This window comes from Methanosarcina acetivorans C2A, assembly GCF_000007345.1.
Lineage (GTDB): Archaea > Halobacteriota > Methanosarcinia > Methanosarcinales > Methanosarcinaceae > Methanosarcina > Methanosarcina acetivorans.
Map to the genome: position 1 here is coordinate 806,926 of NC_003552.1, position 12,953 is coordinate 819,878.

Genomic DNA, 12,953 nt, shown 5'->3' on the forward strand with positions numbered 1-12,953 from the left:
CATGTATGACGTAATCATCATAGGTGGCGGCCCTTCCGGAGCCTCGGCCGGAAGAAGGGCAGGAAAACTTGGCCTCAATACACTGCTGCTTGAAAAGGAAGAATTCCCCAGGTACAAACCCTGTGGAGGAGGGCTTTCGAAACATGCGATTTCTTACCTTGACTTCGAGCTGCCTCAGGATATTATCGAGTGGGAGGTAACAGGGGCAAGAGTCTCTTTTAGAGAGCATATAATTGAAGTTCACAAAGACCACTGCCTTTCCGTGATGGTCTCAAGAGATGTATTTGACAATCTCCTGCTTGAAAAAGCAAAGGAGAGCGGGGCTGAAGTCCACACCGGAGAAAGGGTTTCCCAATGTATGGAAACTCCTGAGTGTGTGGAGGTCACAACAGAAAAAGGGACCTATCAGGCAAGGTTTGCCATAATTGCTGAGGGGGCAAACGGGCTGCTCAAGACCTCTGTAAGACCTGTTGATAGCGATGAAGATTGCGGAGTCTGTGTGGTTACCGAAGTCCCTGCAGGCGAAGAAGAAATGGAGAAAAGAATTGGCAAGACCGTTTATATGCGCTTCGGAGTGGCAGGCGGCGGATACGGCTGGTTTTTCCCTCACAGAACTTATTATTCGGTTGGAATCGGCGGTCTCATTAAGGATCTCCCACACCCTAGGGAGACCATGCTCGAGTTTCTGAGATGTAACGGTTTTACCGGCGATTACAAATTAAAAGGGCACAAAATCCCTCTGGGTGGGGTTAAAAGAAGGGTCACGGGTTCAAGGATCCTTCTGAGCGGGGACGCTGCAGGATTTGTAGACGCTTTTTTAGGTGAAGGGCTTGCCTATGCCATAAGTTCGGGACAGTTTGCTGCTGAAGTGATTGCCGGAATTTGCCAGTGTAATGGAAAAATAAAAGATCTAAAAAAGTATGAGTACCTCTGTCAGGCTGAGTTCGGACCCCATCTTAAGTATTCCCTTATGTTTTCAAGGATTATGCATCGTTTCCCTGATAAGACGTTTAAGATCTTCACATCAAATGAAAAAATGATTGATAAATACCTTGATGTTGTGGATTCCAAGATTAATTATAAGGATTACCTCCGCTGGTCCCTCTTGAACTTTAAACTCAGGTAATCAAAAAGATATTTTAAAACAAGCAAGGCATGTCTAAAAAAATCGGTATCTTTCTAAAATAAGCCGGGATCTTCAAAGGCCCTCCGGGGTTTTAGCCGGTCTTCTTTGATTCTCTTTTTTCCTCTACCTTTTTATTGTTCGAGCATCAATTTACTTTTGGGGTAAATCATTCATTTGAGGCTGTCTGTTCACGGCAAGCCTCTTATCCATAAATAGGGGTCCTTAGAATGTATGATCTGATTATAGTAGGGGGAGGACCTTCTGGAGCTTCTGCTGGAAGGGTAGCTGGAAGTGCTGGAATCTCAACCCTTCTGCTCGAGAAAGAAAATTTTCCCAGGTATAAGCCCTGCGGAGGGGCTCTATCTCCGTATGCTCTTTCCTGCCTTGATTTCGAACTTCCTGAGTCCGTAGTTGAGAGGGATATTTCAAAGGTAAGGGTTCATTTCAGGGAGCTCTGTCTTGAAAGGCAAAGAGATTACAGGTTAGCTCTACTGGTCTCCAGAAAGGCCTTTGACAATCTTCTACTTGATAAAGCCCGGGAGACGGGAATTGAGGTTCACTGCGGAGAAAAGGTCCTGGACTGTGAAGAAGGGGAAGAATGGGTTGAAGTCAGGACTTCGCGGAACAGTTACCTTGCAAAGTTTGTCCTCATTGCGGAAGGTTCCGAAGGTATACTTAAATATAAAGTAAGACCGCAGAGAGCTCGAAGAACAGAATATGACCTTGCTCTTGTTTCGGAAATCCCTGAAGAGGACGAGGTGATAAGAAATCGTTTTCCCGGTATGGTAGACATTCATTTCGGGGTTGCACCCGGAGGGTATGGCTGGGTTTTCCCTCATGCAGGGTACTATTCCGTGGGAGTTGTGGGAACAGCCGAACATCTGAAACATCCGAAAAAGGTAATGCAGGATTTTTTACAGGCAAATGACTTTTCCGGGGAATTTCAGGTCTGTTCCCATATTATTCCCGTGGGAGGAATAAAACGAAAAACCGTGAGTTCAAGAATTCTTCTGAGCGGAGATGCCGCAGGTTTCGTGGACGCCTTCATAGGGGAAGGTATTGCATACGCCATTCGGTCAGGGCAGCTTGCAGCCGAGATAGTAGCGGATCTTGTGCTTTATAACCGGAAATTGAGCGACCTTAAAGAATACGAATCCAGATGCGGACAGGAATTCGGGAATTTTCTTGTAAGTTCCCTTAAGCTGGAAAAGGTCATGCACCGTTTCCCTGAGACATCTTTCAAACTCGCTCTCAGCAGGGAGGAAATTCTGGACAAATATCTGGATGAAGTTGTAATAAATAGAAGTCATAAAGACTACGTCCGGTGGTTGTTGCTCAATTTCAGTCTGGCTGAACCTGCTTCCAGAATTATGTCCATGGCAGGGAAAAATCAGTAAGATAATGGAGTTTGTATGCGAGTGAGGCACGTAAGCTCCCTTCTGTTCATGCAAATATTCCTGCCACCCATCAGTGGGAGGAACGGTCCCTGGGGACTCTTGCATCGACGGCATTCGGCTAAGCGTTACCAAAAACAACCGGGATGAGTCCAGACTGCTCGTGCTTTCCCGATTTCCAACTTGCACCCACGAGGATTCGCCGTTTCATCCACTCTCCCTGTGACCTCAGCTTATGACATCATCGCATTTCCAGGGGATGGTTATCGTTTCTGTGCCAGAGCCCGGGCTCTCGCCCGACATCCTTTACAGATGTTCGTGTGTCCGGAACGGTGGGGAGACTTTCCTCAGACCAGTAGGTCCGGCAACCGTCCAGCCTCTCTCGCATTTTGCTGATTAACTGGCTCTATATATTTTTTGGTGGTATATATATTTATGGGACAACATCTCTGCAAAAGGAGCCTCACCGGCGAGGGCTTCCAGGCAGACGAATGAAACATTGTTTTCAATTGCTTTCAATGGCTTCTAACTTATTTTATGCCTTATTTTTTCAGTAGTTTTTCAATAGTTTTTCAGTAATTTTCATGGGTCTTTGGACTGATTTTTTTCTGGTCGGCGATATCACTCTTTCTCGGCTCGGGATAAACAGGCTCATTCCTTCCGTGTACTCTTTATAACTTTTACGTGCCGGGGATATGCCTAAATATTAATATATATGTATTGTAATCAAGAAAATAAAGTGAATTTTCCATTCCCATAAATTCTTTGAAAGAAGATTGAAAGAAGATTCTCTTAAGCTACAAAAGATTCGTTAGTTTAATATGTGACTATAACTATCATTTTTGTGTTCAGTTTCCAGGCTTATTTTTAGAGGTAAAACATGAATGATTGTCTATTTGATTTGCATATTGGATATGTCCGTTTTAGAAACCCCATAGCACTGGCGCCAATGGCAGGAATTGTCGACGGTGCTTTTGCCAACCAGTATGCAGGTGATGCCGGGCTGGTAGTGCTCGGAGCCTTCAACCTTGATGAAGGATCTATTGAAGTTGCATCAAAGCTCGTAGCCAGAGGTAGAAAAGAGTTCATCTCCGATGAACCTATGGAGCTTATAAAAAAGGAAATCCGGGCCGTAAACTCGGGCAGTGTTGTTGCGGTAAACGTCAGAAGCACCACCCTTGAGCCCTTAATTGAAGCTGCAAAAATAGTGAAAGAAGAAGGAGCAATTCTTGAATTAAACGCCCACTGCAAGCAGCCTGAAATGCTTGAGGCAGGCATAGGAGAAGCCCTTCTGCGGGACCTTCCGAGGCTTTCTGCCTGGATAAAGGCAATAAAGGAAACCGGAGTCGTGCTTTCCGTAAAGGTAAGGGCAAATGTAATAAATGATATCGAACTTGCCAGGCTTATTGATAAAGCCGGGGCTGATATTATCCATGTGGATGCCATGCTCGAAGGTTTCGGAGCCGACCTTGATGCGATTGTAAATTATAGGGATGCCACGAGGCTTTTCCTTATAGGCAACAACTCGGTTACCGATTTCGCCACGGCAAAGGATATGTTTTCCCGGGGAGCCGACATGGTCTCGGTTGCGAGAGGAGCTATGGAAAACCCAGAGCTGATTTCACAACTGGTAGAAAGTGTTACTTCATATCAGAAATCGATAGGCTGGTACAATGCTCCCAAGCACGTTTGCAGTGAAGGGGACTTCAGGGCGCTGGCTTTCTGCTGCCTTCCGGTAAAACCCTGCCCTGTGCACGAGAAATTCAAAAAGCTGGGATATACTGCAGAAGAATTTGCCCGGACAAAGATGGAATTTGCCAGGGGCACAATGCTGGAGTACGGAGAAGATACCTGTTTTGGTAGCCTTGTCTGGTGCTGTAAAATTACAAAACCCTGCTGGATCAGGGATGGTGTCCTGAACACACTTGACCTCTCCGATGCAGAGTACATGAAGCTTAAGGAGCAGCTGGCAAAATACATCCTTGACCATGCCAGGATTCCGGTAAATGAATCACGTTGACACTGCTTTTTCCTCACATATCCCTGAATGGGCCGAAGGGGCCCCGAGCCTGATTGCACGCTGTGCCCAGCTTGCCATGCTGCTCGAGGTCTCAGCTTCCCCAAAACCGGGAAATGTTGATAGGGAACACAATTACCCGGATACCTGTTTTGAGCATTTTGTAGCTTCCTCGGTTGCTGTCTATCCTGTTCTGGAACTTGCTGCAAGGAGTAGAGACGGGATAGGTCTACTTCTCAGGAGAGCGGTTTACGAAAGCTCTGTCTGGCAGAAGGGAGGAAATACCCATTTCGGAGCTTTCTTGCTCCTGATTCCTCTGGCAATGGCTGCAGGCGAAATCTCCCGGGAAACTCCTTCCCCCGGGAAAGCCGGTTTCCGGCTTGAGGTCGAAGAGTTTGAATTCCTTGCTGCTCGAGCCCACGCCTTTGTCCGCGCAACGAGCTGCGAAGACGCAGTTGAGTTCTACCGGGCTTTCGGGCACGCAGGAGTCAGGGTAAACAGTGTGGGCGAGTTCGATCTTGAAGATCCCGAAGCAACTGCCGATCTCAGGGAACAGAACATTACCCTTTACGACCTTATGGAAATTTCCAGAGGATATGATCTGATCGCAAACGAGTGGACATCAGGTTTCGGGCTTTGCCTGGAGGGCGCAGAAAGCATCCTTGAGTTCATGCAGGCAAGAAACTGTGAAGCCGAAGCTTTAACGGGGGGCTCGGTTTCCACCTGTTCCGGCACAGGAATCAACGAGGCTGTGGTGTATACTTTCCTGAAAATGCTCTCCAGGCACAGGGACACCTTCATCCAGACCAAATTTGACCCCGCAACTGCAGATTATGTCTCTGCCAGAGCAGGCGAACTTCTTTCGGGCTGGGAAGCTTCCGGGAAGACGTCAAGGGATTTTGCCTTCATCTTGCCTGCAGTACAGGAATTTGACTCCGAGCTTCTGGAAAAAAGGATCAATCCGGGTTCTACGGCAGATATCATTATTGCAGGACTTTTTATTGCTCTTCTCGGAGGCTTGCGCTTTTGACGAATTTCTCTTCTGATTGCAGGGGATTTGAAAAGTCATATCATGCTATCGACCTTTCTTCTTTCGGGATCCGGGAAGGAATCTCGGAAGTAATAGTAAGCACGGGTTTTGAAAACCCGAATGCTGCGCCCATAGGTGTCATCACAAAGGGAGGAAAGCCTTTTGTCCGGCTTTTCAAAGGCAGCCACACCTGGACAAATGTGGCTAAAGAGAGGTATCTTGCTTCAAACGTTGTTTATGACCCCCTGCTCTTTGTACGCTCGACCTTCTTCGATCTTGAGCTCTCCGAATTTGAATATGTGCCTGCAGGCGGGCTTAAGTTCCCAATTCTCAAAGAAGCCGTTGCCTGGGTTGTTTTCGAATGCGTTAATGTAAAGAACACGGACCAGGCTCTTATTGCCGAGCTTGTGCCTGTGGAGGCAGGTTTTAACGAAGAGCACAGAAAAGACCTTCCAGTACCCAACAGGGGATTCAATGCCGTGCTTGAGGCTACGGTCCATGCAACCCGCTATCAGCTCACAGGAGAAGAAAAATACCTTGAATGGATCCGGCACTATGAAACCCTTGCTTCCAAATGCGGGAGCGATGAGGAAAAGAAGGCGATGAAACTGCTTTATGAAGTACTGGGGATTTGATTTTCTTTCTAATTTAGACCAGCTATGATTTTTTAGTTTCAATTTTCTATTACAATTCTCAGTTACTTTGTTTTAAGTTACCTTTCCCTGTCCCAGGTTACCTTTTTTAGAAAATTATATTATCTCCCTCCTGCATGAGTTCTTTTCATGAGTTTTAAGAGCATTGCATGGGGTATTACTGGAGCAGGGCATTTCCTGGACCGCAGTTACCAGGTCTTTAAAGAACTTAAACAAAGAGACCCCGAACTTTCCGTAAACACGTATATTTCCAGGGCAGCCGAAGAAGTGCTCAGGATGTACGGGCTTGAGCAGAAACTTGTGAAAATCTCAGGAGGGGACTACCTTGAAGAGATCTTCCGGGAAAGCGAGCAGGGTTCAAGTTCCCCCAAGGTCGGGCGCTTTCTGCTTGACAGGTACGATGCTCTCTTCGTTACACCAGCAACCTCAAACACAGTCTCGAAAATCGCCTACGGAATTGCCGATTCCCTTGTAACCAATGCCGTTGCCCAGGCTGTTAAGGGAAAGGTTCCTGTTTATGTTGTGCCCGTGGACATCGAAGGCTCGATCATATCGGAAATGCCCTATAACATTGACCGGAAACAGTGCAGGCACTGCGAAACCTGCCCCCCGCGGGAAAACTGCCCTCACGGGGCAATCACTGAGAAAAACGGTGTCACAGACCAGATAGAACTTCTGAAGTGCAAAGGCTGCGGGATCTGCAAGGAACTGTGCCCTTATAACGCCATCAAGGGCGGGCCTGTTGAAGTCCTTGTCAGGGACGTGGACATGCGCAATGTTGAGATTGTAAAAGGGCTGCAGGGAATCACCGTACTTGAAAGCCCGGAAGCCATTCTGGAATTATTTTAAATCCAGGATTTCAGCCCATTTTCTTCTCTCTTTTTCCTTTTCTTCTTTTTTCCTGCAACCACCTGTGAAACCTTTTGTTTTTCTCTTGCTGTTAACCAATTATCTTTAGGTGCCCTTTTTCAAGCTCTCCGTAGCTGTCGGACATAAAACGAATCACAGCTTCATCATGGGAGATAAGGAGGTAACCTATCTTTCTTTCAGCCTGCACTTTTTTAAGCATGTGGAGGATCTGGGCCTGTACTGAAACATCCAGGGCAGAAGTCGGTTCGTCAAGGATGATGTATTCCGGGTCGAGCAGGAGAAGCCTGCCGAGGGCAAGACGCTGGAGCTGCCCTCCCGAGAGCTGGGATGGGTAGCGGGAAAGCACTTCTTCCGGGAGACCTGTGATTATAAGCAGCTCTTCTATCTTTGGGGCATATTTGACTTTAGGGACTCTGAGGAGAGCAAGGACTTCAGAAACCGAGTGTCCCATCTTTTTCCCGGGATTGAAAGCGTCCGTTGGGTCCTGAAACATTATCTGGACTTTGCTGCGGAAGGCTGTATACTCTGTTTTTTTCATCCCGGTAAGAGGAGAGCCTTTATAATATATGGTGCCTTTCGTGGGCTTTTCAAGCCCGGCAACGACTCTTCCCAATGTGCTTTTTCCTTCTCCCGACGGACCCATAAGTCCGAATGTTTTGCCCGGGCTTATTTCGAGGGAAATCTCCCGGAAAATACACTTTCCCGGACCCAGCAGGCCAGCTCCGTAAATTTTTGAGATACTGGCTGCTCTCAGGGACATAGAAAACACCTCACAGCCCTCCTGCCTATCTCTTTAAGTCCCGGATGGCTCTCTTTGCATCGTTTTTCCCTGAAAGGGCACCTCGGGTGAAATTTGCAGCCTGAAGGAGGGGAGCTGAGAGGCGGGGAAAAGCCCGGTATGGGAACGAAGCCTTTTTCGGGCAGGCTGTTCAGGAGCCCCCGGGTGTAGGGGTGCATGGGGCTTTCAAAAAGGCTTGAGGGGTCGGAAATCTCCACAATTTCGCCTGCATACATTACGGCGATCCGGTCGGCAAGCCTCCGCACAAAGCCAAGGTCATGGCTTATGAGGAGCAGGGCAGTTTTCTTTTCCCTTTTCAATTTCGTAAGTTCGGTCTCCAGCTCAGTTACGCATTTCCTATCAAGCCCTTTGCTGGGCTCATCTGCTATCAGGAGGGCAGGATTAAGTATGATTGAAGCTGCAATCAAAAAACGCTGGTTCATCCCTCCCGAGCACCATGACGGGTAATAGCGAATGCACTCTGAGACGTTTGAAAAACCCATATTTTTCAGGGCTTTCGCGGCCTTCAAAAACGCTTCCTTTTTCTTTTCTTTCCGGTGTACCCTCAGGGGTTCTGCGAGCTGGTGCCCTATGGAATATACAGGGTTAAGAGCCAGGGAGGGGTTCTGGAAAATAATGGCAATTTCTTCCTCTCTTATCTTTGCCATCTCTTTTTCACTCAGTTCAAGGAGGGATTTTCCCCCGAATTCTACAGTTCCTTTTACTCTGGATTCAGGGGGCAGGAGGCGCATAATTGCGTGTGCGACCACGGATTTTCCGCAGCCTGTTTCTCCCACAAGAGCCAGGGTTTCGCTTTCTTCAATCGAAAAGGAGACTCCTGAAAGAGCTGTTACGGTTTTTATTCCCTGGAAAGAGACCTCAAGATCCCTAACTTCAAGCAATGTTTTCACGGTGTGCGGCTTCATGCCACATCCGCTCCTTCTCCCGAGTATTTCTCTTCCTCTGTCTCAAGCCCGAATCCTATCAGTGCGATAGCCATCACGCAGAGGGTGATGCAGATCCCGGGAGGCAAATACCACCACCACATGTCCCTGATAAAACCTCCCCGGAAAAAGGCAAAAGAAAGCATGTTTCCCCAGCTTTTCATACTTATGTCGCTGAGTCCCAGAAAAGAGAGGGAGGCTTCGGAAATCATTGCCGAAGCTGTAGCTAGCATGAACTTTGGCAGCAGGACGTGGACGATGTTTGGGAGAATATCCGATATCATGATATGGCTGGAGGAAAAACCCATACATTGAGCACTCTTGACGTAGCCTGCCTCTCTTAGCTGCAGGGTTTTCGAGCGTGTGACCCTTGCAGTTGACTCCCAGGAAAGGAATCCCAGGACAGGGATCAGTACCCAGATGCTCGGCCTCAGGAACGCGCCCAGGACTATGATAAGAGGTATCTTCGGGATAATAAGGACAACATCGGTAAAACCCATCAGCAGCTCATCCAGAGCTCCCCTGAAGTAGCCTGCACAGAGGCCCAGGGTGGTCCCTATCAGGGTTGAGATCAGGGCTGCAGCAAAGCCCACGGTCATTGAGATCCTGGCTCCGTATACAAGTTCGGAGAGGATATCGTTTCCTATGTCGTTTGTCCCGAGGAAGTGCTCTCCTGAAGGCTCTTCGTAGGGTATGAATCGCTCATCCGGAGCATAGGGGGCAAGAAGGGAAGGAAACAGCGCCATAAACAGGAAAAATGCAAGGAGAAAAATGCCTCCCCTATTGAATTTCCCGAGAACCCCTTCCCGTTTTTGGATACTCCGGAATGCTCTTTCTCCTGAAAGGCTTAAACCGGAAGTTTCAGGACTTATTAGCTGTTTTTCGGAATGCCCGTCAGCGCGGGTTTCTTTGATGGAAGTCCCTTCGATATGGGCAGCTTCAGGGTTCATACGGGCCTCCTGACTCTGGGGTCAATTAAGGCATAGAGCAGGTCGGCAAGCATATTTGCAAACAGGGCCGTAAGGGCAATTACCAGAAAAGCCCCCTGGAGCAGAGGATAATCTTTTCCCATTATTGCGTCGTAGATGAGGGTTCCCATGCCGTTTAAAGAGAAGATAATTTCTGTGAAGAGTGCCCCGCTGAAGAGAAACCCGAAATCCAGGGCAAGGAGGGTAATGACAGGGAGTGAAGCGTTTTTTATGACGTGCCTGAAAAGTATGCCGGTATTGTGCAGGCCCTTTGCTCTGGCATACAGGGCATAGAGCTGCTTTTTTTCCTGGATCACGCTTCCGCGCATGACCAGAAAATTCCTGGACGCTGAAAATACTGACATTACGCAGACAGGCAAAAAGAGATGATGCATTACACTTCCGATTTCCGGCGCATCATAGAATCCCTTCGAAGGAAAGAGCCCCAGCTTGAAAGAAAAGAGATAGAGAGAAAGAAGGGCAAGAAAATAAGGCGGTGTACAGGAGAACATGACAAAAGCAAAACCGGTAAAACGGCTCATCTTTCTTTCCGGTTTCCAGCCTGTAAGAGCCCCCAGCAGACTTCCCAGGAGGGCTCCTATCAGCACTGATACCCCCACAAACAGCAGGGTCCAGCCCATCCTGTCCAGGAGGATCTCTGCAACAGGAGCATGGAGGTGGTAGGAGTATCCCAGGTCAAGGTGCAGGAGGTCCAAAAGGAAAGACGTGAACTGCTCATGGAGAGGTCTGTTCAGTCCCAGTTCTGTCCTGAGCTCTTCCATCACGTCTTCAGACACATAAACATCTTCTCCTATGAGGTTTTTTACCGGATCTCCGGGCATTAGCCTCGGGAGGGTAAAATTGATGATGGTTATGAGCATGAATGAAGCTGAATATCGGATTACTTTTCTTGTTATTCCTTGCATTGTCATTATTTTCCCATTTTTCTGCTTCTTCTGTTCCTTTATTCCTCCTTTTCCTGGTTCTTCTGTTCCTTTATTCCTCCTTTTCCTGATTCTTTTCTTCTTTCATTCCTCTTTTTCCTGACTCCTCAAGTCCTTTATGCTCTTTTTCTGCTTTTTCTTTTCCTTGCGCCCTTTTTCTGGCTCCTCTATTTCTTTATGCCTCTGTTTTTCTTACATTTACAAAGTTATCCAGGTTGTAAATCCCGTAAAGAGGGTCAGTATACCAGCCCTCAAAATGCCTGTTATAGGGGGTAAGCACGGTGTTCCAGTAGAGCGGAATTGCAGGCAGGTTCTCTGCATAATAATCCTGAAGTTCGTATGCATAATCCTGAAGTTCTGAGGAGTCTGTAGTTGCAAGGATATTGTCGCAGAGCTGCAGGAACTCGGGGTCGTCCAGGTTATGCATTACTCCCTGGCCCGACCTCCTTGAATCGAAATAGCCGCTTCCCCAGCTTGCGTGCATGAGCATACCCCAGGGAGTGGAACGAGTAACGGTCAGGTCGTATTCATAATTGTCTTTCAGGGTCATCCAGGTATCCGAATCCGCAGTCCTCAGGTCGGCGCCAAGGCTTACATTTTCAAAATATTCTTTAAGGAGCTCCCCGGTGCGGGCGTAATCCGGCCGGATAAGGATTTCAATCTCGATGTTTTCTCCGTCTTTCCCTTCCAGGATTCCGTCCCCGTTGCTGTCCGAATATCCTGCTTCTTCCAGAAGCTCTCTGGCTTTTTCCGGGTCATATTCAAGTTTTTCGGTTTCCTTGAAATTTTCCATTGCAGGGGGCACAAAGCCACGGTTCGGGACTTCCCCGTATCCCAGGGTTTCAAGCCTGACGATTTCTTCATAATTTATGGCGTATGCAAGAGCTTCCCTGAATTTCAGGTCCGAAAAAGGAGCTTTTTCCAGATTCGGGGCAAGGAAGATCAGTCCGATATCTGTCTTTTCCAGAAACTCAAAATCTCCGGTTTCTTCAAGCTGCTCAATTCCGGAATAAGGGTATGACCCTGCGTATTTGTAGTAAGTGTCGGCCTCCCCGTTTTTGAGGGCAAGGGTGGCAACGTCCACGTTTGAGTAATAATGGACTTCCACGGTTTCAGCCTCCGGGACTTTTCCCTTCCAGTAAGGGTTTTTCTCAAAAACGAGTTTTCCGGCATTGAGGTCTATCAGCTTGAGATAGTAAGGTCCGCAGCCCACATATGGGCCGCTGTTTGTGTATTCCATCGGGTTTTCTACCGTTTCCCACACATGGGCAGGAAGAATATTGTAGGTTGCAAACTCCAGGTTAATACGGGTGTAAGGCTTGTTGAATTTGAAGGTCACGGAATTGTTTGCTTCCGATACGGCCGAACTTTCCAGGGTATCATTGATCCAGCTGGCCCATGGGGTCTCTTTCCCGTAGTAGCGGATCGAAAACTCAATGTCTTCCGGGGTTACCGGTTCTCCGTCACTCCAGTATAGGTCATCTCTCAGGTAAAAGGTCCAGCACGTGTTATTTTCCGAGACTTCGTAGCTTTCGGCAAGCTGGCCTGCAAGGTGTCCCTCGGAGTCCATTTTCATGAGTGGAGGGTTTGAGAGATGGGTAAAAACCCCCAGGTTTGAGTCCCCTATAAATGATGCGGATTTTATTACGTTTGGAGTTGCGATTTTCAGGACCGCTCCTTCGGAAGCTGCTGACTGTTGCATTTCCGCGGCTTTTGCTTCGGAGACCTCTTCAGGGTCCTGCAATTCTTCTTCTCCTCCAAACAGGGCTTTTATATATGTAATAAACCGGTCAAAAATTCCTCCTTCCGAAGACGTAAGGTTTTCTCCGGAAACTTCAGAGTCCGCCGCTCCTGCCGGATACATGTTCACACAAAAAATAAAAATGAGTATGGCAAGTGTTAGTCCCTGTTTCAATCCTCTGTTTAGTCCTGATCTGTTTAACCCTGCTTCCTTGAAATGTTTCCCCAGTTTCATCCTGCTGCCTCTTCCTGTTTTACTTTCTTTCTCCTGAGTTGCAGAAATAGCACAAAGGTTCCGGTTCTTTTGAAAAATTCATTGGTGTCCAGTCCCCACGTACCTATAGAGGTGTGGGTAATACCTTGCGTAGATTCTGAGTAATTCTTACATTCCGGATACTTACATGAATTCTGAGTAAGAATGACGATGGTAACCTTTATGTGCTATTTTTTTCAATTTTATCTGTATCTTTAATAACAATGAGTTCGAAG

Annotated in this window: 11 protein-coding genes and 1 other RNA gene; 6 read left to right on the forward strand and 6 right to left on the reverse strand. The window is 47.5% G+C overall.

Annotated elements, in window-relative coordinates; translation table 11 throughout:
* The first annotated feature begins 1 nt into the window (after position 1).
* Positions 2-1,126 (forward strand): geranylgeranyl reductase family protein, encoded by a 1,125-nt coding sequence (locus MA_RS03620; protein WP_048064950.1) that lies wholly within the window; start codon positions 2-4, stop codon positions 1,124-1,126.
* 227 nt (positions 1,127-1,353) lie between these two features.
* Positions 1,354-2,523, forward strand: coding sequence for a geranylgeranyl reductase family protein (locus tag MA_RS03625; RefSeq protein ID WP_011020737.1), 1,170 nt, complete (start codon positions 1,354-1,356; stop codon positions 2,521-2,523).
* Between the two features lie 19 nt (positions 2,524-2,542).
* Here MA_RS03625 and rnpB read toward each other — a convergent pair.
* Positions 2,543-2,904: RNase P RNA component (rnpB, locus tag MA_RS24895), an RNA gene on the reverse strand.
* 496 nt (positions 2,905-3,400) lie between these two features.
* On the opposite strand from rnpB, the gene MA_RS03630 reads away from it, so the two are divergent.
* From MA_RS03630 to MA_RS03645, 4 genes are all read left to right on the forward strand, one after another.
* Positions 3,401-4,540 carry a methanogenesis marker 9 domain-containing protein gene (locus tag MA_RS03630; protein WP_011020738.1) on the forward strand — a complete coding sequence of 380 codons (1,140 nt, stop codon included), beginning with the start codon at positions 3,401-3,403 and terminating at the stop codon, positions 4,538-4,540.
* Positions 4,527-5,567 (forward strand): triphosphoribosyl-dephospho-CoA synthase, encoded by a 1,041-nt coding sequence (locus MA_RS03635; RefSeq protein WP_011020739.1) that lies wholly within the window; start codon positions 4,527-4,529, stop codon positions 5,565-5,567. Before MA_RS03630 ends, MA_RS03635 begins: the two co-directional genes overlap by 14 nt.
* Positions 5,564-6,202 (forward strand): DUF447 domain-containing protein, encoded by a 639-nt coding sequence (locus MA_RS03640; RefSeq protein ID WP_011020740.1) that lies wholly within the window; start codon positions 5,564-5,566, stop codon positions 6,200-6,202. Before MA_RS03635 ends, MA_RS03640 begins: the two co-directional genes overlap by 4 nt.
* Positions 6,203-6,349: 147 nt before the next feature.
* Positions 6,350-7,069, forward strand: a complete 720-nt coding sequence (locus MA_RS03645) for a dihydromethanopterin reductase (acceptor) (RefSeq protein ID WP_011020741.1) — start codon at positions 6,350-6,352, stop codon at positions 7,067-7,069.
* A 91-nt stretch (positions 7,070-7,160) separates the two neighbouring features.
* Here MA_RS03645 and MA_RS03650 read toward each other — a convergent pair whose 3' ends face one another.
* From MA_RS03650 to MA_RS03670, 5 genes are all read right to left on the reverse strand, one after another.
* Positions 7,161-7,850 (reverse strand): ABC transporter ATP-binding protein, encoded by a 690-nt coding sequence (locus MA_RS03650; RefSeq protein ID WP_226990743.1) that lies wholly within the window; start codon positions 7,848-7,850, stop codon positions 7,161-7,163.
* Positions 7,841-8,794 (reverse strand): ABC transporter ATP-binding protein, encoded by a 954-nt coding sequence (locus MA_RS03655; protein WP_011020743.1) that lies wholly within the window; start codon positions 8,792-8,794, stop codon positions 7,841-7,843. Before MA_RS03655 ends, MA_RS03650 begins: the two co-directional genes overlap by 10 nt.
* Positions 8,791-9,762, reverse strand: coding sequence for an ABC transporter permease (locus MA_RS03660; RefSeq protein ID WP_011020744.1), 972 nt, complete (start codon positions 9,760-9,762; stop codon positions 8,791-8,793). The genes MA_RS03655 and MA_RS03660 overlap by 4 nt, the downstream gene beginning before the upstream one ends.
* The gene (locus tag MA_RS03665) at positions 9,759-10,706 is read right to left on the reverse strand and encodes an ABC transporter permease (RefSeq protein WP_011020745.1); all 948 of its coding nucleotides are present in this window, start codon (positions 10,704-10,706) and stop codon (positions 9,759-9,761) included. The genes MA_RS03660 and MA_RS03665 overlap by 4 nt, the downstream gene beginning before the upstream one ends.
* A 193-nt stretch (positions 10,707-10,899) precedes the next feature.
* Positions 10,900-12,699: an ABC transporter substrate-binding protein gene (locus tag MA_RS03670; RefSeq protein WP_011020746.1), complete on the reverse strand. Its 1,800-nt coding sequence runs from the start codon at positions 12,697-12,699 to the stop codon at positions 10,900-10,902.
* Positions 12,700-12,953 lie beyond the last annotated feature (254 nt).

Excerpts from the sequence above, each read along its gene's own strand:
- MA_RS03630 (WP_011020738.1), top strand. The coding sequence starts at position 3,401 with ATGAATGATTGTCTATTTGATTTGCATATTGGATATGTCCGTTTTAGA.
- MA_RS03650 (WP_226990743.1), bottom strand. The coding sequence starts at position 7,850 with ATGTCCCTGAGAGCAGCCAGTATCTCAAAAATTTACGGAGCTGGCCTG.
- MA_RS03645 (WP_011020741.1), top strand. The coding sequence starts at position 6,350 with ATGAGTTTTAAGAGCATTGCATGGGGTATTACTGGAGCAGGGCATTTC.
- MA_RS03655 (WP_011020743.1), bottom strand. The coding sequence starts at position 8,794 with ATGAAGCCGCACACCGTGAAAACATTGCTTGAAGTTAGGGATCTTGAG.
- MA_RS03665 (WP_011020745.1), bottom strand. The coding sequence starts at position 10,706 with ATGCAAGGAATAACAAGAAAAGTAATCCGATATTCAGCTTCATTCATG.
- MA_RS03635 (WP_011020739.1), top strand. The coding sequence starts at position 4,527 with ATGAATCACGTTGACACTGCTTTTTCCTCACATATCCCTGAATGGGCC.
- MA_RS03670 (WP_011020746.1), bottom strand. The coding sequence starts at position 12,699 with ATGAAACTGGGGAAACATTTCAAGGAAGCAGGGTTAAACAGATCAGGA.
- MA_RS03660 (WP_011020744.1), bottom strand. The coding sequence starts at position 9,762 with ATGAACCCTGAAGCTGCCCATATCGAAGGGACTTCCATCAAAGAAACC.
- MA_RS03625 (WP_011020737.1), top strand. The coding sequence starts at position 1,354 with ATGTATGATCTGATTATAGTAGGGGGAGGACCTTCTGGAGCTTCTGCT.
- MA_RS03620 (WP_048064950.1), top strand. The coding sequence starts at position 2 with ATGTATGACGTAATCATCATAGGTGGCGGCCCTTCCGGAGCCTCGGCC.